Source organism: Xanthomonas sp. WHRI 7065, from assembly GCF_040203115.2.
GTDB lineage: Bacteria > Pseudomonadota > Gammaproteobacteria > Xanthomonadales > Xanthomonadaceae > Xanthomonas > Xanthomonas arboricola.
In genome coordinates, this window is sequence record NZ_CP168194.1 from 252855 (window position 1) to 276006 (window position 23152).

Genomic DNA, 23152 nt, shown 5'->3' on the forward strand with positions numbered 1-23152 from the left:
GATCTGCGGCTGGGTTGCAGGGCCCTTGCCCGCCCACGATCGCGGGACACGCCGCAAGTACGTCCCTGTAGGCTCTTACGCGGCATCCATGCCGCGTAAGGTCCCGCGACGGTGAGCGGGCAAGGACCAGTTGAGATGGTCGGTCTTTTGAAGCAGCCGCCCGTGCGATAGCTCAATCGTAGAGCGGTTGATCTGCGGCTTTGCTGCAGGGCCCTTGCCCGCCCACCATCGCGGGACACGCCGCAAGTACGTCCGTGTAGGCTCTTACGCGGAATCCATGCCGCGTAAGGTCCCGCGACGGTGAGCGGGCAAGGACCAGTCGAGATGGTCGGTCTTTTGAGGCAGTCGTCCGTGCGATAGCTCATCGTAGAGCGGTTGATCTGCGGCTTTGCTGCAGGGCCCTTGCCCGCCCACCATCGCGGGACACGCCGCAAGTACGTCCGTGTAGGCTCTTACGCGGCATCCATGCCGCGTAAGGTCCCGCGACGGTAGGCGGGCAAGGACCAGTCGAGATGGTCGGTGTGCACGGTCAAGAGCGGTGCGCGATGTGCATCGCTGGAGAATGATGGGCCGGCTCAATGGCTCAGTGGCCGATGCATGTCTAGCAAGCAGCTTTTCATTCGACCACCGAGCCCTCGACTGACTAGCTTTGGCAACATCCCGGAAGCGGCAAGCCTCGACATGCCTGTTGCCAGGCGTTGAGCGACCGATCTGCGCCACGCGTAGGCGTGCTCGCCGATTTAGCCCGTCGTCGATCCAGCCCGTCGCCGATCCAGGCACGACGCCCACTATGCGATGCTGAGTGCCGCTTTCCCACGGACCTGACCACGCCATGGCGGTGGATGCATTTGCGTTGATTCTGGCGATGCTGGGGCTGGGCCTGCTGTTCGCGCGCTTGCGGGTGCTGCCGGACAACAGCGCCGATGTACTCAATCGCATCGTGCTGTACATCTGCCTGCCAGCCTCGGTGCTGACCTATGTGCCGCGGTTGCACCTGGATGCATCGCTGGGTGGAGTGATCGCCACGCCGTGGCTGCTGACCGCAATCATCGTGCCGCTGCTGTGGGGCTGCAGCCGCCTGTTCCGGTTCAAGCGCGAGGAATACGCCGCGCTGCTGATGTGCGTGGTGTTCACCAACTCCAGCTTCATCGGCTTTCCGATGGTGCGCGCATTGATCGGCGATCACGCCCTGCCGTATGCAGTGGTCTACGACCAGTTCGGCACCTTCGTGCTGTTATCGACGTTCGGGCTGTATGTGCTGGCCCGCTACAGCGGCGACACTCCGCCGACCGCAAAGCTGATCCTGTTGCGCGTGCTGCGCTTCCCGCCGCTATGGGCATTGCTGTTTGCATTGACGGTGATGCCGGAGCAGCCGCCGACCTGGATCGGCGCGGGCTTAAAGAGCCTGTCCGACGCGATGCTGCCGCTGGTGATGCTGGCGGTGGGCTTTTCGCTGCAGTTGCGCCTGCCTGCGGACGAACTCAAACCCTTGGCGGTGGGCTTGGCCTTCAAGTTGGCAGTGATGCCGATCCTGGCGTTGCCGCTGTCGCTGGCGCTCGGTCTGCATGGCGCGATGCTGCAGACCAACGTGCTCGAATCGGCCATGCCCACCATGATCACCGCCGCCGCGCTGGCCATCTCGCATCGGCTGGCACCGCGCCTGGCCGCAGCGATGGTCGGCTACAGCATCCTGCTGTCGCTGCTGACCCTGCCTGCATGGGCCTGGCTGTTGGCACGCCTGGTGGCTTGATAGGGCCTGGTCCGTATGAAATGCTGGGCCGCAACACTGCGCGCCCACATGGACAGGAGCAATACATGCACGGATATCGCTTGATCACCACGGCGTTGCTATGGCTTGGCAGCGTCTGCGTGGCACATCCGGCCATGGCGGCAGCGCCTGCGAGCACAGCGGCTGCGGCCAACGATCCGCTGGTGGATCAATGGGCGCGCCAGGTCGGCCAGACCATGCAGGCACGCCTGCGCAGCATGGCGGCTAGCGGCGAGCCCAGGCAGCTGTATCTGGCCGGTTTGTTGTGGGTCGATGCCGAGGACGACGCGGTGTCGGCCGCAGACGGAGGCTATGCCCCCATCCAGCGGGTCTGGCTGCAGCGTGCCCTGGACGCGCGGCCGCGCGACCCGTTGGTGGCGCGCATGGAATCCGCCGGTTGCGCACCTGCGTTGCGCTGTGACCCAGGAGCTGCGCTGGCCTTCCTGGAGCAGGCCGATGCCGGCAACGCCAGTGTGCATCTGCGTGCCTATACGGATGCGCAGCGCCGCGGCGACCAGGCGGCTGCCGAACGCGCTTGGCAGGCGGCCGTGCAGTCCGATCATTTCGACAGCGGTGCGCTGGCACTCGGCAAGGCTCTGCATGCCATCTACGGCGGCGTGCAATGGCCATCGCTGGCCTCGGTCAGCTTGCGCGCGCAACTCGACGCGCAAGGCATGCCCTCCACGGGCGCGGGCATGGCGGCGATGTTCGTGATGGGTGCCTGGTCTGCACATGCACTTCCCGCGCTGGGCGATCTGATGCGGCGCTGCAGCTCCACCGTTGCCACGCCCGCGTTACGCGACGAGTGCATGGCCGTGCTGAACAACGTGGCCAATGACGAGTCCACCTTGGCCACCGCCATGATCGGCAGCAGAGGCATGGCGGCACTGAGCAGCGGCGCCGATGCCACGCGCTGGCAGGCGCGGGTGCGGGAACTGCAGTGGCTGCAGCAGCAAGAGCAGCCCCGCGCGCCCACCGTCGATGGCCTCGCCGACAAGCTGGAGGCCGTCCTGACGCAGGGCGAAGTGCCGGCGTTGCGTGCACGGTTACAGCGTCAAGGCCTTGCAGTGCAGCCGCCAGCGGGTTGGCAGCCGGGCGCACCGGGCCACCAGACCCGCTGATCCGCTTGGCCGGCGCATGTCGCCTCGGCCATCCGCCAGCGGACGATGCTGCAGTGCGAGAGCGATCGACGGTGGACGTTTAACGCCTTTCGACTACTTCCTCACTTCGTCGCGGTGTACGCTGCCGGCTTGCTCCCGGAAGCGAGGCGTGCATGAAGACAGTCCTGGTGGCCGGCTCCAAAGGCGGCGTCGGCAAGACCACGATCGCCACCAATCTGGCCGCCCATGCGGCCTTGCAGGGCCAGCGCACCGTGCTGGCGGACGCCGATCCGCAAGGCTCGTCCACGCGCTGGGCGCAGCGTCGCGCCAGCCTGGAAAGTGCGGTGTTGCCGATCGACGCCACCCGCCGGCGCAACTGGCAGGCCGCGGTGCCCGACGGCACCGACCAGCTGGTCATCGATGCCCCGGCCGGCGCGATGGCCGATGACCTGAGCGGCTTCCTCGACCACGTCGATGCCATCGTGGTGCCGGTATTGTCCTCGGCGCTGGATATCGAAGCGGTGGTCGGCTTCCTCAACACACTGGCCAAGGTGCCGCGCGTGCATCAGCGCAAATTGCCGGTGGGCCTGGTGCTCAACCGCGCCCGTCCGTGGACCCAGACCTCGCAGCAAGCTGCCGAGATGATTGGCGCCTGGCCCTATCCCCTGGTAACCCAGCTGCGCGACACCCAGGCCTATGTGGTGATGGCCGGGTTGGGGCGCAGCCTGTTCGATTACCGCTCGGCGCAGGTGCGCGACCATCAACAGGACTGGGAGCCGCTGTTCAAGTGGCTCAAGAAGTCCTAGACCGGAGTGTTTTCATGCGCGAACTGATACTGCTGCGACACGCCCACGCCGAGCCAGCCGATACCGGCCAGGCCGATCTGGATCGCCCGCTGTCCCCGCACGGCATCGCCGAGGCCGAATCTGCCGGCCGCTGGCTGCGCGAGCAGCGCCTGGTGCCCGACCGCGTGCTGTGCTCGCCGGCGCGACGTGCGCGCGAGACGCTGGAAGCGGTGCTGGAACTCACCGGCTACATCGAACAACGCCTGGACGAGCGAATCTACGACGCCACGCCGGGCACCCTGGCCAGCCTGGTGGACGAACACCGCGATGCCGAGCGCCTGCTGCTGGTCGGCCACAACCCGGGCCTGGAACGGCTGGCCGCCTTGATGCACAGCGGCCAGACCGGCGACTACCGCGGTATGCCGACCGCCGCGATCGCCCTGCTGGCACTGCCGCTGGATGCGGCCATCGAACCGGGCATCGCCCGCCTGACCGCCTTCTGGTGGCCTTGATCCGTGTCATCGTCGCTGCGCTGGTTTGCCTGGCTCGCGCTCTGGGTCGCTCTTCCCTGCATGGCGCAGCAGAAGCTGCATTCCATCGATCCGGTGCAATCGCGCTTCGGGTTCGAGATCAGGACGCGCTTCGGCATGAAGATCGAGGGGTTCTTCCCGCGCTTTCGGGGTGAACTGGCGGAATTGCCTGACGGGCGCCAGCAGGTGCGCTTCCGTCTGGATGCCACGCAGGTGGAAATTCCCGGCAAGGATCGCTACACGGCGTGGATGCGCGGCGAGGATTTTTTCGACGTCGCGCAGTATCCGGTGGTGGAATTCGAGTCGTTTCCCTACACCGGGGAAGCGGTGAAGAAGGGCGGCGACATCACCGGCAACCTGACCATTCGCGGAATCACCCACGTCGAGACCCTGCACGTGGTGCCGGCTGAATGCGCGCGTCCGGGCTATGATTGCGATGTAATCAGTCGAGGTACGGTCCTGCGTGGACGTTACGGAATGAATGCGTGGCAGATGGCCCTGGGTGACAGGGTGACGTTCATTCTGCGTGGGCGGTTGCAGGAGGCGCGGCGCCCGTGAGGTTCCTGTTGAGGGTGCTTGTGCTGGCAACGCTGTTGCTCGGCACCGGATGCGCCGGCCTGTCGCAAATCGAACGCAACCGTGCCGCCGGGGTGGCTGCTGCTGCCCGCAGCACCGTGGTCAGCTGCACGCAGGCCAATCGTTGCGCCCAGCTCTCGCCGCTGCGCGCGCTGGGTGGCGAGGCGATCACCGCCTCCACGCCGGCCGCGCCGCGGCACTACGCCACCATCGTCGATCACGGCGAAGAATCGCTGGTGGCGCGGCTCAACCTGATCCGCAGCGCCACCCGCAGCATCGACCTGCAGACCTACATCTTCGACAAGGACGACAGCGCGCGGATGGTGCTGGATGCGCTGACCGATGCGGCGCAGCGCGGGGTCAAGGTGCGCATCCTGATCGATCAGCTCTCGGCGATCGCTGATCTGCAGATTCTCGGTGCGCTGGCCAGCACCCACGAAAACCTGCAGCTGCGCATCTACAACCCGACCTTCGGCAAGGTCAAGCTCAATTACTTCGACTATGCCGGCAGCGTGGTGTGCTGCTTCCGTCGCTTCAACCAGCGCATGCACAACAAGCTGCTGGTGGTGGACGACGTGCTCGGCGTGGTCGGCGGGCGCAATTACCAAGACGACTATTACGACTGGGATAGCGAGTACAACTTCCGCGACCGCGACGTGATCCTGGCCGGGCCGGAAGTGCGCGCGATGGCGGCCAATTTCGATGCGTTCTGGCGCGCGCGCCGCAGCGTGCCGGCCGAGCGTCTGAACGATGTCGGGCGCCTGCTGCTGGAGCAGGGCGCGCCCAAGATGCCGCCGGCCACGTTCCGCCGCCCCGATCGGGTGCAGCGGGTCGATCAGGAGGCGCGCGATCCCCAGTTCGTGCGCGACGCGTTCGTGACCCCGGCCATGCCGGTGCAGCGCGTGCTGTATGTGGCCGATCTACCGCAGAAGCACCGCAAGGAGCACGCCGCCAAGGCGGTGTCCACCGCGCCGGAACTGGACGGCCTGATTGCCGGCGCGCAGCAGGAAGTGCTGCTGCAGACGCCGTATCTGGTGCTGTCCGACGAGGCCCAGGCGATCTTCCGCGCATTGCGCCAGCGCCCGCAGCCGCCGCGGATCGTGGTGTCGACCAATAGCCTGGCCGCCACCGACAACCCGATCGTGTATGCGCTGTCGTACAAGTTCAAACGCCGCAACATGCGCGAGCTGGGCTTCAACGTCTACGAGTTCAAGCCGTTCCCGCTGAACGCGCCGGTGGAGTACGCCAACCTGGTGCCCGATCCGCTCAACCCCGCGGCGGCCGAGCCGGCCGAAGACGATGGTCGGGTCAACCGCGTGATCGGCGGCAGTGCGGCTGGCAACGCCATGCGTGGCAGTGGTGGCGGTGGCGGTGGCACGGCCGGCACTGCGATCCGCGGCAGCGGGGGTGGCGCAGGCCGTGCGCCCGGCGGCAGCGAGGTCGATCGGCGCGTGCTGCGCACCGAGACACGGCCTTCGTTCCTGGGCACGCGCGCGGTCAACAAGCCGCTGCCGGTGACCCGTGCCGGTGCGCGCATGGGCCTGCATGCCAAGTCGTTGGTGGTGGACCGCCGCATCGGCGTGATCGGCACGCACAACTTCGATCCGCGCAGCGAGAACTACAATACCGAAGCGGCGGTGGTGATCGACGATGCGCGCTTTGCGCAGGCGCTGGCGGCCAGCATCGAGCGCGACATGGCGCCGGAAAACGCCTGGACCGTGGCCCCGCGCGAAAAGCCGCCGGTGCTGAGCGGATTGAACTACAGCGTGGGCAAGGTGTCCGAAGCCTTGCCGGTGCTGGATTTCTGGCCCTGGCGCTACGCCACCAATTACGAGTTCCAGCCGGGGCCGGGTTGCCCGTTCCCGCTCAAGCGCCAGGACCCGCAGTTCCGGCAGTGCTATGTAGCGGTAGGCGATTTCCCCGAGGTCAACGTCGGCCCGAAGTGGCTGCTGGTGCGGATGCTGACCGCCTTCGGTGCAGGATTGGTGCCGATCCTCTGATCGCAGCGCTGCCGGCCCGGGGTCGGCATCGAGACGGCGCGTGGCAACCGGTGCATCGTGGAGTGACGCACCGCTGCAATGGCGCGGTGCGCTGCAGGAGATGAGCGGCGCGCCACACACCGCCATCCGCCGAAGTCACCATCGCGGCCTGGCGTGCAGCGCCAGCCAAAGGCAGTTGCATCAGACCCCAGCGCCGCAGATGCTGTCCCGATTCCCGATTCCCGATTCCCGATTCCCGATTCCCGATTCCCGATTCCCCCCAATCCCCAATCCCCAGCCTATGACCTTCCGCGAACCCGTCGACCTGGCCGCCCTCAACGCCTCCAGCCGTGACACCTTGATCGAACATCTGGGCATCGTGTTCACCGCCGCCGGCGACGACTGGTTGAGCGCCACCATGCCGGTGGATGCGCGCACCAAGCAGCCGTATGGCCTGCTGCACGGCGGTGCGTCGGTGGTGCTGGCCGAAACCCTGGGCAGCAGCGCCGGCAACCTGTGCGTGGATATGACCGCGCAGATGTGCGTGGGGCTGGAGATCAATGCCAATCACCTGCGCGCCGCCACCGATGGCCTGGTCACCGGCACCGCGCGCGCGGTGCATGTGGGGCGCAGCACCCAGGTCTGGGACATCACCATCGAAAATCCGGCCGGCAAGCGCGTCTGCGTCTCGCGGCTGACCCTGGCCGTGGTCCCGCGCAGCAATGGCTGAGCACGCCGTGCAAGTGCATGGGTGGAACAGCGCCACCCGCTGCGGGCACTGCGCGCAGGCCACGCTGCTGTCACAATAGTTGCGCTTCCTTCCCCTGGTACCGGTCCCGTTCCGTCAATGAGCGAGTCATCCCTGGACGCCACGCGCGACGCTGGCAGCGTGCTGCGTTGGTTCCGGTACCTGTATCGGGTGCCGTTGTTGCTGATGCATCTGAGCATCTGCCTGCCGATCACCATGCTGTGCGTGGTGGCGCCGCCGCTGGCGCGCATCCGTACCGGGCGCGACGACACCCTGGACGAGCTGATGATCCGTTGGTGGCAGGGCAACCTGATGCGCATCTTCGGCTTCCGCCTGCGGCGCTTCGGCACCCCGCTGCCGGGCGCGACCCTGTTCGTGGCCAACCACGTCAGCTGGGTCGACATCTCGATGCTGCACAGCCAGCGCGTGATGGGCTTTGTGGCCAAGCGCGAGATCGCCGGCTGGCCGCTGGTCGGCTGGCTGGCGACCAAGGGCCAGACCATCTTCCATCAGCGTGGCAATACCGAATCGCTGGGCGGGGTGCTGCAGGAAATGCTGCTGCGTCTGCAAAGCGGCAAGCCGGTGGGCGTGTTCCCCGAAGGTCGCACCCGTGGAGGTACCGAAGTCGGCCCGTTCCATGCGCGCATCTTCCAGGCCGCGGTCGAGGCCGGTGTGCCGGTGCAGCCGGTGGCGCTGCGCTACGGCGAGCGCGGCAATGCGCAGGCGGTGGTGGCGTTCGGCGAGCGCGAGAGTTTCTCCGCCAATATCGTGCGTCTGCTCGGCGAGCCGTCGCGACTGGCCGAGGTGCATTTTCTCGAGCCGATCCGCGCGCTGGATATCGAAGGCCGCCGCCGCCTGGCCGATACCTCGCGGCAACGCATCATTGCGGCAATGGAGTCCTGAGCCGACGATGCAAGCGCTCATCACCCCTGCGGCCAGCACCCCCTTGTCTGGCCCGATGAGCGCATGAACGCCTCCGACTATCTGCCGCCGCGCTGGCTGCGCAATCCGCATGTGCAATCGGTGCTGGGCAGCAGTGCCTTGCGCCGGCTCCGCAGCCGCCAGTTGCTGGCCGCCAGCGGCGCGGTCACCAGCGAACACATTCTCGACGGCGGCGACGGCGTGCGCCTGCAGGGCTGGATGAGCATCCCGCCCGGCGATGCCCCGGTGCGCGGCACGGTGCTGCTGCTGCACGGCTGGGAAGGCAGCGCTGACTCCAATTACATGCGGCTGACCGCCGCGCGCCTGCTCGGCCTGGGCTATCAGGTGTTCCGGCTGAATTTCCGCGACCACGGCGGCACGCACCATCTCAACGTGGACCTGTTCCACTCCGATCGCATCGAGGAAGTGGTCAATGCGGCGGGCGATCTGTGGCGGCGGTTTCCCGCGCCGCAGCTGCTGGCGGCGGGCTATTCGCTGGGCGGCAATTTCGCATTGCGGCTGGCGCTGCGGGCACCGGCGGCCGGGCTGCCGCTGGCGCGCGTGGCGGCGGTGTGCCCGTTGCTGGATCCGGCGGCGACGATGCTGCAGCTGGAGAAGGGCCCGCAGTTCTACGATTGGTATTTCCGCCGCAAGTGGCGCGAGTCGCTGCTGCGTAAGCGCAAGCTGTTCCCCGATCAGCACGGCTACGACGACGCCACCCTGGCGCTGGACATGCGCGGGCTGATGGCCTGGCTGGCCGAGCAGCACACCGGGCATGGCTCGCTGGAAGCGTATTTCGACAGTTATTCGATCGCCGGCGAGCGCCTGGCCGGCCTGCAGGTGCCGGTGGACATCCTGATGGCCGAAGACGACCCGGTCATTCCGTTCGAGGATTTCGCCGCCTGGCAGCTGCCGGCGCATGCGCAGCTGGAGATCGCGCGCTGGGGCGGCCACTGCGGCTTTCTGGAAAATGCCCGCGGCGATGGTTTCGCCGAACGCTGGGTGGCCGAGCGGCTGGCGGCGCAGGCGTAGGTCGGCGGCACCCCGCGCATCGTTACAATAGGCGTTTGTCCTGGACACGCCCTCCGCCATGCAAGACGCCATTCTTCAAGCCCTGCGCCGCAACGCGGCCGACGATGCGGTGGCGCTGGCCCGCGAGTGGGTCCTCAGCGCGCCCGAAAGCGCCGCCACGCATCGCTGGCTGGGCCTGGCCCTGCAGCAGCAGGGTCAACCGGCGCTGGCGCTGGCCAGCATCGAAACCGCGCTGACGCTGACGCCGGAAGATGCCGACCTGCATCTGCTGCGCGCCGGCCTGCTGCTGGCGATGCGCGAGCTGTCCGCCGCGGACGATGCGCTGTCGCGCACCACCGCGCTCGACCCCAACCAGTTCAACGCCTACGTGATGCAGGCGCATCTGGCGGTGGCGCGCGGCGATCTGGATGAGGCGCAGCGGCTGAGCCGCACCGCCGCGCGTCTGGCGCCCGAGCACCCGCAGCTGCTGGCTGTCGATGGCGTGGTGGAGTTGCGCCGCGGCCAGGGCGACCGCGCGCTATCGCTGCTGACCCGCGCCGCCGAGCAATTGCCCGACGACCCGCGGGTGATGTTCGCGCTGGGCTTTGCGTATCTGCAGAAGGAGCATTTCGCGTTTGCCGAGCGCGCCTTCGAGCGCGTGGTCGAGCTCAATCCGCCCGGCACCGCGCTACGCGCCTTCATCGCCCAACTGGCCCAGCGCCAGGGCCGCCTGGACGATGCGCTGGCCGCGATGCAGGGCGTGTTCGCCCAGCCCGGCGGCGATCTCCCGGCCATGCGCCGGCTCGCCGGCGAGATGGAATTGCAGGCCGGCCGCCCCGACCAGGCCGCCGCGCATCTGCGCCTGGCGCTGGCGCACTGGCCGGCCGACCGCCGCACCTTGCATGCCTTGCTGACCGCCTGGGAGCGGCTGGGCGCGGTGGACGATGCGCGCGACACTCTGGACGCGGCGCTGGCCACCTCGGCCAATGCGCACGACCTGTGGCTGGCGCGGCTGGCGGTGGAGCCGGTCGGCGGGCCGCAGGCGCAGGCGGTGATCGAGCGCTGGCTGCTGGCCATGCCCGAGCATCTGCCGGCACTGGAAGCGCTGATGCGCGTGCACGACATGCAGGGCCATGCCGAACAGGCGGAGATGGTGGCGCGCCAGATCGTGGCGGTGGAGCCGGGCCGCATCAGCGGCGAGCAGCGCATCGTCGAGGCGCTGCTGGAACGCGACCCGCCGGCTGCGATCGCCTGCGTGCAATCGCTGATCGACTCGCTGCCCGAACCCCAGCAGACCGTGCTGCGGCCGTGGCTGGGCAATGTGCAGGACCGCGCCGGCCAGCCCGACGCGGCCGTGGCGACCTGGATGCAGTTCCAGCGCGAACAGGCCCAGCACCGCCTGCCGTTGCCGCCGCAGGCTGCCAAGCAGCCGATGCAGTGGCCGGAGCTGGGGACCATTCCCGAGACGGTGACGGCACGGCCGCTGTTCGTATGGGGCACGCCCGGCTCGCATGTCGAACGCCTGGTCGCGGTGATGGGCGCGGCCACCCCGTTGGTGCGCGACGACCGTTATGGCAGCACGCCGCCGTCCGATGCGCTGCAGAGTTACCGCACTGTCGAGCAGCTGGCGTCCGGCGAGCTGGCGCCGATGGCGCTGGTGGAAGGCTGGAAGGCGCAACTACCGCGGCGCGGTATCGACGACGGCAACGTCATCGACTGGCTGCTGTGGTGGGACAACACCTTGCTGACCGCGCTGCGCCCGCACCTGCCCGAAGGCCGGCTGGCGATCGCGCTGCGCGACCCGCGCGACATGCTGTTGGACTGGCTGTCGGCCGGCGCGCCGGCACCGCTGGCCGTGCAATCGCCGCAGCAGGCCGCCGACTGGCTGTTGACCGCGCTGGAACAGCTCGCGGTGCTGCACGAGCGCGATCTGTATCCGCACCGGATCATCCGCCTGGACGGCATCGAGAGCGACCCGCAAGGCATCTCCACCGCGCTGGAACAGGCGTTCGGCCTGCGCTTTCCGCTGGTCGAACCGCGCGGCCCGGCCCGCCTGGCCGCGGGTCGCTGGCGCAACTACCGCAATGTACTGGGCGCGCAATTCGATCTGCTTACGCTGATCGCGGTGCGCTTCGGCTACCCGCAGGACTGAGCGCCGCTCAGCACGGCCGCGCTCACTGTCGGTGGGCGCGGCCGGCACCCGTGCGGCATGCCTTCGGCAGCGCAGCTCGCACCACTCCGTAGGAGCGGCCCCGGCCGCGAAGAGGCGTTACCGATGAACGGCTACCGACGATGCAGCGTTACCGGTATGTCCCGTCGCGGCCAGGTCCGCTCCTACGGTGGGTGCAGATTGGTCAGCAACCGAATGTGGCGCTCACTGCCCGGCAGGCGCGGCCTGTGCCCGGCGCGGCATGCCTTCGGCGGCTGCCCGGTAGGAGCGGCCCCGGCCGCGAAGAGGCGTTACCGATGAACGCGGCCACCGACGATGCAGCGTCACCGGTCGGCACCGTCGTGGCCAGGGCCGCTCCTACGGGTCGATGCAGATTGGTCAGCAACCGAATGTGGCGCTCATTGCCTGGTAGCCCGGCCGGCGCGGCAGCCACCGGCGGCGCAGCTCGCACTGCCTCGTAGGAGCGGACCCGGCCGCGACGAGGCGTTACCGATGGACGCGGCCACCGACGATGCGTCGCCACCGAATGATGTGGCGTTACCGAGAAGGCCCTGTCGCGGCCGGGTCCGCTCCTACGCTCGGTGCGGATTGGCCGGCTGAATATGGCGCTCCCTGCCACGCGCACGCCGCACGCGCACGTCCACGCTGCAGACGCACGATCACGCGGCCGCGGTGTTCGCCGGCGTGGTGAACCGGCCGCGATAAACCCGGTCGGGCGCACCAGAGGGTTCCATGCCGATGGCTTCCTCTGCGACGCGGACCCAGGCACCCTGGTCGGCCTCATTGCCCCGGAGACTCCTGCATGCGCCTGACCAGCAACAGCATCGAAAACGGCAAGCCCATCGCGGTGGAATTTGCCGCCGGAACGCCCGAGGGCTTTGCGCCCAACCGCAACCCGCATCTGGCCTGGAGCGAGGTGCCGCCCGGCACGCGCTCGTTCGCGCTGCTGTGCCTGGATCCGGATGTGCCGACCGTGCCGGAAACCGTGGGCCGCGACGATGTGCAGATTCCGGTCGATCAGCCACGCACCGATTTTGTGCATTGGGCGATGGCCGATATCCCCGCCGACGTGCATGAGATAGCCGCAGGCAGCTGCAGCGACGGTTTCGTGCCCAAGGGCAAGCAGCAGCCGGCCGGCCCCGCCGGTGCGCGCCAGGGCCTGAACTCGTATACCGAATGGTTTGCCGGCAATGCCGACATGGCCGGCAATTATCTGGGCTACGACGGCCCGTACCCGCCGTTCAACGACCTGCGTGTGCACCGCTATTTCTTCCGCGTGTTTGCGCTGGACGTGGCGCAGCTCAGCCTGCCCGAGACCTTCACCGCGGCCGATGTGCTGTCGGCGATCCAGGGCCATGTGCTGGCCGAGGCGGCGTTGCACGGCACCTACACGTTGAATCCGGCGCTGCGCTGACGGTAACGAACGGTCCTGCGCCACCGGTCAGGTCGGCGCGGGGCCGGTTGCGGCCCATGGTGACCTGGTGCGTGCGGCGTCAATCGCACGATCGCCGCCACACCGGGTCAACCGTTGGCTTCGATCATCTGCTCGAGCACGTACACCGGCGCGCCGTCCGTGCCTACGGCGGCCGGGTAGCGGGTGACGCGCAGCAGGGTGCGGATGCCGGCTTCGTGCTCGAAGCCTTCGATCTTGCCCTCGAAGGCTTGCCAGGTCTGGGTGACAGGCTGCCCTGCCGCATCCTGCTCGCGCAGTTGCAGGCATTGGCGCGCCGGGTCGGACCCGCATGCCACGGTATCGGCCGCCACTTCGATCAGCAGCGTCTGGCCGGGTCCACCGTAGCGGGTGTCGGCCGTGGCGACACCGCCGAACACCAGCCGGGTGCCGTCGCTGCGGGTCAGGGTCAGCTGCGGCGAGGCCTGCGCGGTGTTCAGCGCCACCGCGAAGCGGCCGGACAGCAACTCGCTGGCAGCGCGCTCCTGGGCCATCCGCTGCGGTTGCGCGCACAGGCGTTTGCTCGACACCACCCGGCCGATCTGCAAATGCGCCTGCGCCACGCTGTAGTCGGCGCCCAATGCGTTGCAGGTCTGGCTGACCTGGATGCGGTGATCGCTGAAATCCAGCTGCAAGGGCGGTGTGCCGGCGACGAACAGGCTGCGCAAGGCAGTGCCGTGCGCATCGCTGGCCTGCTGCAGCTGCCAGTGTTGCGCCCGCAACGCGGCCTGCAGTGGTGCGTTGTCGGCGGCGATTGAGCTGGTCGCGGCCGGCTCGGCGGCAGCAGCGTCGGCGCTGGATCCGGGCGCTTGCGGCGGCGTGCTCGACCCGCAGGCCGTCACGCCCGCTGCCAGCAGTGCAGGGGCAAACAACACGGCACGCATGCGGCGGCTCCCGGTGATCGATATGTCAGTGATACCGCCACCGCGTGTCCAGGGCAATGACGCAAGTCACTGCCCGGCCATGTGCCTCGCATGCCGCGCCGGCTCAGCCGGCACGACACGCGACCGCGTGGCCGTTTCAGGCCAGCGCCGGCAGCCACAGCAGCAGGGCGGCGCCCAGCACGATGCGGTAGACCGCAAACACCGTGAAGCGGTGCTTCTTGATGTAGCCCAGCAACCACTTCACCACCACAAAGCCGGTGATGGTCGCCGCCACGAAGGCCACGGCCACATCGGCCCAGTTCTCGCTGCCGAAGCCACCTTCCTTGTACATCTCCAGCAGGGCATACCCGCTGGCCGCGAACATGGTCGGGATGCCCACCATGAACACGAAATCCGCCGCCGCCGAGCGCTTGCTCAGGCCCAGCAGCATGGCCAGGAAGATCGCCGAGGCCGAGCGCGAGGTGCCGGGGAACACACCGGCCACCACCTGTGCCAGACCGACCGCGATGGCCACCTTCCAGGTCACCACATCGCGCTCGGGCAGTTTGCCGGCAAAGTGCTCGGCCACCAGCATCCACAGCCCGCCGATCAGCAACGCCCAGGCCACCGGCTGCACGGTTTCCGGCAGCTGCCAGCCGGCCTTGCGCACGATCAGCCCGACCACCGCGGTGACCAGGAAGGCCACACCGATCTTGAGCACGTAGTCGCGGTTGTCGCGCTGGCCCAGGCCGGTGGCCAGGGTCCACAGCTTCTGCCGCAGCGCCAGGCAGATCGCCAGGATCGCGCCAGCCTGGATGACGATGTTGAAGAAGTCAGAACGGCGTCCGAGCCATTGTTCGGCGATCAGCAGGTGGCCGGTGCTGGAGATCGGCAGGAATTCGGTGAGGCCTTCGAGAATGCCCAACAGCAGGGCGGAAATCAGATCGGACATCGGACTGGAGAGGGGATGGGGGGAGGCGTCAGGATAGTGCATTGCGGCATGCACCATATCGGTGCACCATGCGATTGCTTAGCACCTAAAGGGTGCTAGCTAGACGTGAGCGGCCTCAAGCGATGCAAGCAAAATCAAGGACTTGTGAAGATCCAACGCTTGGCATGGTCCCTGCTGTAGTTCCGCTCACGAGCCACTTAACTCCTGCAGAGGTTTCTTCCGATGTCCGTGGAAAATGTTGAAAAGCTGATCAAGGACAACAAGGTCGAGTTTGTCGACCTGCGCTTCGTCGATATGCGTGGTGTACAGCAGCACATCACCTTCCCGGCCAACATCATCGAGCCGGCGCTGTTCGAAGAAGGCAAGATGTTCGACGGCAGCTCGATCGCGGGTTGGAAGGGCATCAACGAGTCGGACATGGTTCTGCTCCCGGACGCCGGCACTGCGTATCTGGATCCGTTCTTCGCCGATCCGACGATCGTGCTGACCTGCGACATCCTCGATCCGGCCACCATGCAGAGCTATGAGCGCGACCCGCGCGGCATCGCCAAGCGTGCCGAGGCCTACCTGAAGTCCTCCGGCACCGCCGACCAGGCGTTCTTCGGCCCGGAGCCGGAATTCTTCATCTTCGATTCGGTGCGCTTTGCCAACGACATGGGCCACACCTTCTTCCAGGTCGGCTCGGAAGAGGCTGCCTGGAACACCGGCGCCAAGTACGACGGCGGCAACAGCGGCTACCGTCCGGGCGTGAAGGGCGGCTACTTCCCGGTCCCGCCGACCGACACGCTGCACGACCTGCGCGCGGAAATGATCAAGACGCTGGAACAGGTCGGCATCGAGACCGAGGTGCACCACCACGAAGTGGCCACCGCCGGCCAGTGCGAGATCGGCACCAAGTTCAGCTCGCTGGTGCAGAAGGCCGACGAACTGCTGACGATGAAGTACATCATCAAGAACGTCGCCTACCGCAACGGCAAGACCGCGACCTTCATGCCCAAGCCCATCGTGGGCGACAACGGCTCGGGCATGCACGTGCACCAGTCGCTGACCAAGGGCGGCGTCAACCTGTTCTCCGGCGACGGCTACGGCGGCCTGTCGCAGATGGCGCTGTGGTACATCGGCGGCATCTTCAAGCACGCACGTGCGATCAACGCCTTCTCTAACTCCGGCACCAACAGCTACAAGCGCCTGGTCCCGGGCTTCGAGGCGCCGGTGATGCTGGCTTATTCGGCCCGCAACCGCTCGGCCTCGTGCCGCATTCCGTGGGTCACCAACCCGAAGGCGCGCCGTATCGAAATGCGCTTCCCCGATCCGTTGCAGTCCGGCTACCTGACCTTCACCGCGCTGATGATGGCCGGCCTGGACGGCATCAAGAACCAGATCGACCCGGGCGCGCCGAGCGACAAGGACCTGTACGACCTGCCGCCGGAAGAAGAGAAGCTGATCCCGCAGGTCTGCTCCAGCCTGGATCAGGCGCTGGAAGCGCTGGACAAGGACCGCGAGTTCCTCAAGGCCGGCGGCGTGATGAGCGACGACTTCATCGACGGTTACATCGCGCTGAAGATGCAGGAAGTCACCAAGTTCCGTGCTGCGACCCACCCGTTGGAGTACCAGCTGTACTACGGCAACTGAGTTCCACCGCGGTGATGGCGGAGGCCCCCCCTCCCACCTCCGCCATCGCCGCACATGTTTGATCGCTCCACGGCACCGGCCGGGGAGCGAAGGGGTATTGAGAGAGCACACAGTTCGCGACGCGCGGGCCTGACCTCTCCCACGGGGCGGATGCATCTGCATCGGCCGAGGTCTGCGTAATCGCGAACGCGCGGATGCCGGGGTTGGCATCCAGGTGAATGACACCGCCGGGCGGCGCAATGCCGGCCGGTCTTTTCCACCATTCGGGGTATGCGCATGAAATTGATCACCGCCATCATCCGGCCGTTCAAGCTCGACGAGGTCCGCGAGGCCTTGTCCGCAGCAGGCGTGTCGGGCATCACCGTGACCGAGGTCAAGGGTTTCGGGCGCCAGAAAGGCCACACCGAGCTGTACCGCGGCGCCGAGTACGTCGTCGATTTCCTGCCCAAGATCAAGATCGAGACGGTGGTGACCGACGACCGGCTGGACGCAGTGGTCGAGGCGATCCAGAACGCCGCCGGCACCGGCAAGATCGGCGACGGCAAGATCTTCGTGACCGCGATCGAGCAAGTCGTGCGCATCCGCACCGGCGAGATCGGCGCCGATGCGCTCTGAGTCCCCCACCCCCGGAGTTCTTATGAAGACAGCCTTTTTTGCCGGGTGGAAAGCCCGGTTCTACAGTGTCTGCATGCTGATGCTGTTCAGCGCGCTGGTGGTGGGCGGCATGGGCAGCGCGCACGCGCAGTCCACCCCGCAGGTCACTCCGCTGCCGACCGAGCCGGTCACCACCGAACCGCTGCCGTCGGCGCAGCCGCCCGCCGCACCGGTGGCCGCCGCCGAAGCCGCGCCGGTGGTGGAGAAGGGCGATGTCGCCTGGATGCTGACCTCCACGCTGCTGGTGCTGCTGATGGTGGTGCCGGGCCTGGCGTTGTTCTACGGCGGCATGGTGCGCGCCAAGAACGTGCTGTCGGTGCTGATCCAGGTCGCGGTGGTGTTCTCGCTGCTGACCATCCTGTGGGTGGTGTACGGCTACAGCCTGGCGTTCTCCGGCGAAGGCCCGTGGATCGGCAATCTGGACAAGGCGCTGCTCAAGGGCGTGACCATCGAGACGCTGGCGGCCACCTTCACCAAGGGCGTGAGCCTGCCGGAATACGTGTTCGTGGCGTTCCAGGCGACCTTTGCCGGCATCACCGGCGCGCTGATCGTCGGCGCCTTTGCCGAACGCGCCAAGTTCGCCGCGGTGCTGCTGTTCTCGGTGATCTGGTTCACCTTCGGCTACCTGCCGCTGGCGCACATGGTCTGGGCCACCGGCGGGTACCTGTTCGGCCTGGGTGCGCTGGATTTTGCCGGCGGCACCGTGGTGCACATCAATGCCGGTATCGCCGGCCTGGTCGGCGCCTACTTCGTCGGCAAGCGGGCCGGCCTGGGCCGCGAGGCGATCAAGCCGCACAACGTGACCCTGACCTTCGTCGGTGCCTCGCTGCTGTGGGTGGGCTGGTTCGGTTTCAACGCCGGCTCCAACCTGGAAGCCAATGCCGGTGCGGCGCTGGCCTTCCTCAACACCTTGCTGGCCACTGCCGCTGCCATCCTGGGCTGGTCGCTGACCGAGAAGATCATCAAGGGCAAGTCGTCGGCGCTGGGCGTGGCTTCGGGCATGGTCGCCGGCCTGGTCGGCATCACCCCGGCCTGCGGCACGGTGGGTCCGTTCGGTGCGATCGTCATCGGCCTGGCGGCCGGCGTGCTGTGTGTGTGGGGCGTCACCGGCCTGAAGCGCCTGCTGGGCGCCGACGACAGCCTGGACGTGTTCGGCGTGCATGGCCTGGGCGGCATCATCGGCGCCATCCTGACCGGCGTGTTCTCGGCGGCCTCGCTGGGCGGCCAGAAGGGCGGCGATTACGACATCGTGCATCAGGTCGGCATCCAGGCGCTGGGCGTGGGCATCACCCTGGTGTGGATCGGCGTGGTGTCGGTGGTGGGCTTCCTGGTCGCCAAGCTGGTGTTCGGCCTGCGCGTCACCGAGGAAGCCGAGCGCGAGGGCCTGGATATCACCTCGCACGGCGAAGCGGCATACGAGTCCTGAGCATGCACACCCGCGGCCACGCTGCCGCGGGTGGCGCAACGACCCGGCCGGGACAGCCGTGCCGGGTCCGTTTTCCCCGTTGCCCCACTGGGCGCGGACCAACTGCCGAGGTGCCTGCATGACCAGCCCCACGCCTGTGACTGTCGGCGCGGATGTCCGCTGGATCGGTGCCACCTGCTGCCGTCCGGCCCCGATTCCTTGCCTGCATGCTTCGTTCTGCGCGCCATATGCGCAGGCCGATCATGCTTGCACTAAATTGGTGCAATGCTGATGTCGTCCATTCTCCCGTCGCTGGACAGCCTGGGCACACCGGTGGCCTGGGCCGACCGCGAGGGCCGCGTGCTGGGCGTCAATCCGGCCTTCGCGCGCTGGCTCGGGGTCAGTGCGCGGCGCCTGGTCGATCAACCGCTGGCCGCGCTGGAAGTGCAGGGTGATGCGCTGGCCCGCTTCCTGCTCAACGACGAGCGCGACGTGCTGCGCCTGCATCGGCTGGCATTGGGCCTGCCCAATGACGCGCCGCGCTTTGCCGAAGGCTGGCTGTCGCGGCTGGACGACGGCGGCTGGCTGCTGGAAACTCATCCGGTCGACGAATTCCCCGCGCTGGATCCCACCCATGCGCTGCCCAATGCCTTGAGCGCCGCGCTCAAGGGGCTGGCGCACGAACTGCGCAATCCGTTGGCCGGGCTCAAGGGCGCGGCGCAGTTGCTGGCGCGGCGCTCGGCCGGGCGCGACGAGGACGAGCGCGAGCTGATCGAGTTGATCGGCACCGAGATCGAACGCCTCAATACCTTGCTCGAACGCCTGCTCTCGCCCACGCCGGCGCGCCCGCACGACCGCCTCAACATCCACGTCGTGCTCGAGCGTGTGCTGCGCCTGGCCGAGGCCGAGGGCGGCTGGTCGGTGCAGGTGCAGCGCGATTACGACCCCAGCATTCCCGACATCCTCGGCGATGGCGACCGCCTGACCCAGGCAGTGTGGAATCTGGTGCGCAATGCGTTCCAGGCCGGCGCCACGCGGGTGACCCTGCGCACCCGCGTCGAGCACGGCCAGCGCATCCGCGACCGCGTGCATGCGATGTCGCTGCGGCTGGAGATCATCGACGACGGCGGCGGCGTGCCAGAGGAACTGGCCGAGCACCTGTTCCTGCCGCTGGTCAGCGGCCGCGCCGAGGGCAGCGGCCTGGGCCTGGCGCTGGCCCAGCAGGTCTCGCGCGAACACCACGGCACGCTGACCTACCGCTCGCGGCCGGGACATACCGTTTTCACCCTGCTGCTGCCCGAGCTGGCCGGCGATCACGACAAGGAGCATCTGCATGGCTGAGGCCGCCGCCGCATCCCACCACATCTGGGTGGTCGACGACGACCGTTCGGTCCGCTTCGTGCTGTCCACCGCCTTGCGCGATGCCGGCTACGCCGTGGATGGCTTCGAAAGTGCCGCCGCCGCACTGCAGGCACTGGCCATGCGGCCCACCCCGGATCTGCTGTTCACCGACGTGCGCATGCCTGGCGAAGACGGCCTGAGCCTGCTCGACAAGCTCAAGTCCAGGCACCCGCAACTGCCGGTGATCGTGATGTCGGCCTACACCGACGTGGCCAGTACCGCCGGCGCCTTCCGCGGCGGCGCGCACGAGTTCCTGTCCAAGCCCTTCGATCTGGACGATGCGGTGGCCTTGGCCGCACGCGCGCTGCCCGATGCCGATGCCGGTGTCGAGGAGATCATCGGGACGCCGTTGGCAGAAGGCTCGGCCTCGCTGATCGGCGACACCCCGGCGATGCAGGCGCTGTTCCGCGCGATCGGCCGATTGGCGCAGGCACCGCTGTCGGTGTTGATCAATGGCGAGACCGGCACCGGCAAGGAACTGGTGGCGCGCGCGCTGCATAACGAATCGCCGCGCGCGCGCAAGCCCTTCGTCGCGCTCAACACCGCTGCCATTCCGGCGGAACTGCTGGAAAGCGAGTTGTTCGGCCACGAAACCGGCGCATTCACCGGCGCCACCAAACGCCATATCGGTCGCTTCGAACAGGCCGACGGCGGCACACTGTTCCTGGACGAAATCGGCGACATGCCGCTGCCGCTGCAGACCCGCCTGCTGCGCGTGCTGGCCGAGAACGAATTCTTCCGTGTCGGTGGGCGCGAGTTGATCCGCGTCGATGTGCGCGTGATCGCCGCCACCCACCAGGACCTGGAGGCGCTGGTCGAACAAGGCCGCTTCCGTGCCGACCTGTTGCATCGCCTGGACGTGGTGCGCCTGCAATTGCCGCCGCTGCGCGAGCGCCGCGGCGACATCGCGCAGCTGGCCGAGAATTTCCTGGCCATGGCCGGGCGCAAGCTCGACATGCTGCCCAAGCGGCTGTCCTCGGCCGCGCTGGAACAACTCCGCCAATACGATTGGCCCGGCAACGTGCGCGAGCTGGAAAACGTCTGCTGGCGCCTGGCGGCCCTGGCCACTGCCGACATCATCGACGTGGTCGACGTGGAATCGGCACTGGCGCGCGGCGGCCGCCGCCAGCGTGCCGGCCGCGGTGACGGGCAATGGGACGAGATGCTCTCCAGCTGGGCTGCGCAACGCCTGAGCGAAGGCGCCCAGGGCCTGCACGCCGAAGCCCGCGAACGCCTGGACAAGACCCTGCTCGAAGCCGCCCTGCAACTCACCCAGGGCCGCCGTGCCGAAGCCGCCGCCCGATTGGGTCTGGGCCGCAACACCGTCACCCGCAAGCTCGGCCCGGGCCGCAAACGCCGGTGATCTGAGTCTAAGCCCCTCTCCTATGGGAGAGGGGTTGGGGTGAGGTCCCTGTGCCGATGCAAGCGCTGCTGCACGCGCATCTATCCCAACGATGCCTCGATCGAGCTGAGGCTGCCCGACGTTGCCCGCGGCAAGCGTTGATCAGTGACACGCCGCCGCATCCTTGCTCTCGATGACGCCATCGCAGTTCTAACGTGCCGACGCCATCGTCCAAGCAACTCACGACACGTGTACTCGGCGTCTCGCACACCATCCCAACAACCCGCGTCCCATCGACCCGCACCTCCAACAACCCGAGCATCCGCACCAACCCCGTAAACTCCTGTGCTGCCAGCGGCGCATTTCATGACATGTGAACATGCGCCCGCATAGGTTTCCAGCCTGATCAGGAGAACAGCTCGATGCGTTACCGGTCGTCCACGATCGTTGCCCTCACCGCGCTGGCGCTTGCCGCCTGCAGCAGCACGCCACCGCCTCCGCCACCACCGCCCCCGGCGGCGCGCGTGGTGCCCGTGCGTCCGGTCCAGCAGGCCGAAGCGGCGCTGGCATCGGCGTCGGGCAGCCTGGTCAGCGGTCGGGTGGTGTTGGTCCCCGCGCTGCAAGGTATCCGTATCACCGGCACGGTTGGTGGCCTGCGCCCGGGCGGCGTGGCCGGTTTCCATGTGCACGAACGCGGCGATTGCAGCGCCGCCGACGCCAGCAGTGCCGGTGCGCATTTCAATCCGACCGGTGCGGCGCATGGACGTGCCGGCAACACTCCCCACCACGCCGGCGACATGGACAACCTGCGTGCCGATGCCGAAGGTGTCGCGCATCTGGACATGATCGTTGCCGGCATCACCCTGGGCGATGCCGCGCCCACCGACGTGGTCGGCAAGTCGCTGGTGGTGCATGCCGATGCCGACGACTATCGCAGCCAACCCAGCGGCAATGCCGGCGCACGTCTGGCCTGCGGCGTCATCCGCGTCACCCAGTGGCGCACACCCCCTTCGCAGCCCTGAGTCGGGGCATCCCTGGCTGCAGCTGCGGCCTTTCCACAGGAGTTTTCTCATGCGCATTCTTCCAACGACGTTGTTCCTGGCCACCGCGCTGGTGCTGACCGCGTGCAAGCGCGACGAACCCGCTCCGGCCGATCCTGCACCCGCACCGCAGGCCGGCGCAGCGGCCGAAGCGGCGCATGGCGGTGAGCACGCCGCGTCCATGGTCACCGAAGCGGCGGCCACCACCACCGCCACCGCCGAGCTCAAGCCGACCAAGGGCAGCGACGTCAAAGGCACGGTGAGCTTCAAGATCGTCGACGGCGCGCTGCGCGTCACCGGCCAGCTCAGTGGCCTCAAGCCCGACAGCGAACACGGCTTCCATATCCACGAAAAGGGCGATTGCAGCGCACCGGACGGCAGCAGCGCCGGCGGCCACTTCAACCCGGCCCAGTCCGATCACGGCGCCGTCAGTGCCGACCCGCACCACGGCGGCGACATGCCCAACATCAAGGCCGATGCGCAGGGCAATGCCAGCATCGATGGCCCGGTGTCGAGCAACGTCAATCTGGGCAAGGCCGACCAGTTCGATATCGCCGGCCACGCGGTGATCGTGCATGCCGATGCAGACGACTACAAAACCCAGCCCACCGGCAACGCCGGCGGCCGTCTGGCCTGCGGTGTGATCACCACCGACAACGCGCCAGCTGCAGCCAAGTAAGCAGGACAGGCCAGCGGCCAGGTAAAACGCCGCGGTGATCGATCACCGCGGCGTTGTTGTTTCTGGGCTGCTGTGGGGGAGCGATCCGGTCCTGCGGCGTGCCGGCGCTAATGCATCCGGCACGCCACATGTCGCGCGCTGCACGC

At 67.8% G+C, this 23152-nt stretch carries 20 protein-coding genes; 18 read left to right on the forward strand and 2 right to left on the reverse strand.

Annotated elements, in window-relative coordinates:
• The first annotated feature begins 832 nt into the window (after window positions 1–832).
• The 11 genes from ABQY64_RS01020 (at window position 833) to ABQY64_RS01070 (ending at window position 13002) form a co-directional block, all read left to right on the forward strand.
• Window positions 833–1750: an AEC family transporter gene (locus tag ABQY64_RS01020; protein ID WP_039512436.1), complete on the forward strand. Its 918-nt coding sequence runs from the start codon at window positions 833–835 to the stop codon at window positions 1748–1750.
• 65 nt (window positions 1751–1815) lie between these two features.
• Window positions 1816–2889 (forward strand): hypothetical protein, encoded by a 1074-nt coding sequence (locus ABQY64_RS01025; RefSeq protein WP_349780131.1) that lies wholly within the window; start codon window positions 1816–1818, stop codon window positions 2887–2889.
• A 152-nt stretch (window positions 2890–3041) separates the two neighbouring features.
• Window positions 3042–3674 (forward strand): ParA family protein, encoded by a 633-nt coding sequence (locus ABQY64_RS01030; protein WP_016904235.1) that lies wholly within the window; start codon window positions 3042–3044, stop codon window positions 3672–3674.
• A gap of 14 nt (window positions 3675–3688) precedes the next feature.
• The gene (locus ABQY64_RS01035; protein ID WP_016904234.1) at window positions 3689–4165 is read left to right on the forward strand and encodes a histidine phosphatase family protein; all 477 of its coding nucleotides are present in this window, start codon (window positions 3689–3691) and stop codon (window positions 4163–4165) included.
• A 3-nt stretch (window positions 4166–4168) separates the two neighbouring features.
• Window positions 4169–4741 carry a YceI family protein gene (locus tag ABQY64_RS01040; protein WP_349780132.1) on the forward strand — a complete coding sequence of 191 codons (573 nt, stop codon included), beginning with the start codon at window positions 4169–4171 and terminating at the stop codon, window positions 4739–4741.
• Window positions 4738–6759 (forward strand): phospholipase D family protein, encoded by a 2022-nt coding sequence (locus ABQY64_RS01045; RefSeq protein ID WP_102253134.1) that lies wholly within the window; start codon window positions 4738–4740, stop codon window positions 6757–6759. The genes ABQY64_RS01040 and ABQY64_RS01045 overlap by 4 nt, the downstream gene beginning before the upstream one ends.
• Window positions 6760–7039: 280 nt before the next feature.
• Window positions 7040–7468 (forward strand): hotdog fold thioesterase, encoded by a 429-nt coding sequence (locus tag ABQY64_RS01050; RefSeq protein WP_016904231.1) that lies wholly within the window; start codon window positions 7040–7042, stop codon window positions 7466–7468.
• Window positions 7469–7489: 21 nt separating this feature from the next.
• Window positions 7490–8389, forward strand: a complete 900-nt coding sequence (locus ABQY64_RS01055; RefSeq protein ID WP_349780133.1) for a lysophospholipid acyltransferase family protein — start codon at window positions 7490–7492, stop codon at window positions 8387–8389.
• A gap of 63 nt (window positions 8390–8452) precedes the next feature.
• Entirely contained in the window at window positions 8453–9439 is a 987-nt protein-coding gene (locus ABQY64_RS01060) for a YheT family hydrolase (RefSeq protein WP_016904229.1), read from the forward strand.
• A gap of 58 nt (window positions 9440–9497) precedes the next feature.
• Window positions 9498–11570, forward strand: a complete 2073-nt coding sequence (locus ABQY64_RS01065; protein ID WP_349780134.1) for a tetratricopeptide repeat protein — start codon at window positions 9498–9500, stop codon at window positions 11568–11570.
• A gap of 820 nt (window positions 11571–12390) precedes the next feature.
• Entirely contained in the window at window positions 12391–13002 is a 612-nt protein-coding gene (locus tag ABQY64_RS01070) for a YbhB/YbcL family Raf kinase inhibitor-like protein (protein ID WP_102255369.1), read from the forward strand.
• A 107-nt stretch (window positions 13003–13109) separates the two neighbouring features.
• Here ABQY64_RS01070 and ABQY64_RS01075 read toward each other — a convergent pair whose 3' ends face one another.
• Together ABQY64_RS01075 and ABQY64_RS01080 are read right to left on the reverse strand one after the other, a co-directional pair.
• The gene (locus ABQY64_RS01075; protein ID WP_104561123.1) at window positions 13110–13922 is read right to left on the reverse strand and encodes an META domain-containing protein; all 813 of its coding nucleotides are present in this window, start codon (window positions 13920–13922) and stop codon (window positions 13110–13112) included.
• Between the two features lie 136 nt (window positions 13923–14058).
• The gene (locus tag ABQY64_RS01080) at window positions 14059–14853 is read right to left on the reverse strand and encodes an undecaprenyl-diphosphate phosphatase (protein WP_016903412.1); all 795 of its coding nucleotides are present in this window, start codon (window positions 14851–14853) and stop codon (window positions 14059–14061) included.
• Window positions 14854–15075: 222 nt separating this feature from the next.
• Here ABQY64_RS01080 and glnA point away from each other — a divergent pair, with 222 nt between their 5' ends.
• The 7 genes from glnA (at window position 15076) to ABQY64_RS01115 (ending at window position 23006) form a co-directional block, all read left to right on the forward strand.
• Window positions 15076–16485 carry a type I glutamate--ammonia ligase gene (gene glnA, locus ABQY64_RS01085; protein ID WP_016903411.1) on the forward strand — a complete coding sequence of 470 codons (1410 nt, stop codon included), beginning with the start codon at window positions 15076–15078 and terminating at the stop codon, window positions 16483–16485.
• Window positions 16486–16761: 276 nt separating this feature from the next.
• Window positions 16762–17100 carry a P-II family nitrogen regulator gene (locus ABQY64_RS01090; protein WP_002808480.1) on the forward strand — a complete coding sequence of 113 codons (339 nt, stop codon included), beginning with the start codon at window positions 16762–16764 and terminating at the stop codon, window positions 17098–17100.
• 22 nt (window positions 17101–17122) lie between these two features.
• Window positions 17123–18565, forward strand: coding sequence for an ammonium transporter (locus tag ABQY64_RS01095; protein WP_179464359.1), 1443 nt, complete (start codon window positions 17123–17125; stop codon window positions 18563–18565).
• Between the two features lie 264 nt (window positions 18566–18829).
• Window positions 18830–19885 (forward strand): nitrogen regulation protein NR(II), encoded by a 1056-nt coding sequence (locus tag ABQY64_RS01100; RefSeq protein ID WP_016903409.1) that lies wholly within the window; start codon window positions 18830–18832, stop codon window positions 19883–19885.
• Complete coding sequence (gene ntrC / locus ABQY64_RS01105; RefSeq protein ID WP_016903408.1) at window positions 19878–21308, forward strand: nitrogen regulation protein NR(I); 1431 nt, start codon at window positions 19878–19880, stop codon at window positions 21306–21308. The genes ABQY64_RS01100 and ntrC overlap by 8 nt, the downstream gene beginning before the upstream one ends.
• Window positions 21309–21709: 401 nt before the next feature.
• Window positions 21710–22309 (forward strand): superoxide dismutase family protein, encoded by a 600-nt coding sequence (locus ABQY64_RS01110; RefSeq protein ID WP_039516513.1) that lies wholly within the window; start codon window positions 21710–21712, stop codon window positions 22307–22309.
• A gap of 49 nt (window positions 22310–22358) precedes the next feature.
• On the forward strand, window positions 22359–23006 hold the full coding sequence (locus tag ABQY64_RS01115; RefSeq protein ID WP_024940497.1) for a superoxide dismutase family protein: 648 nt from the start codon (window positions 22359–22361) through the stop codon (window positions 23004–23006).
• Window positions 23007–23152: the final 146 nt, after the last annotated feature.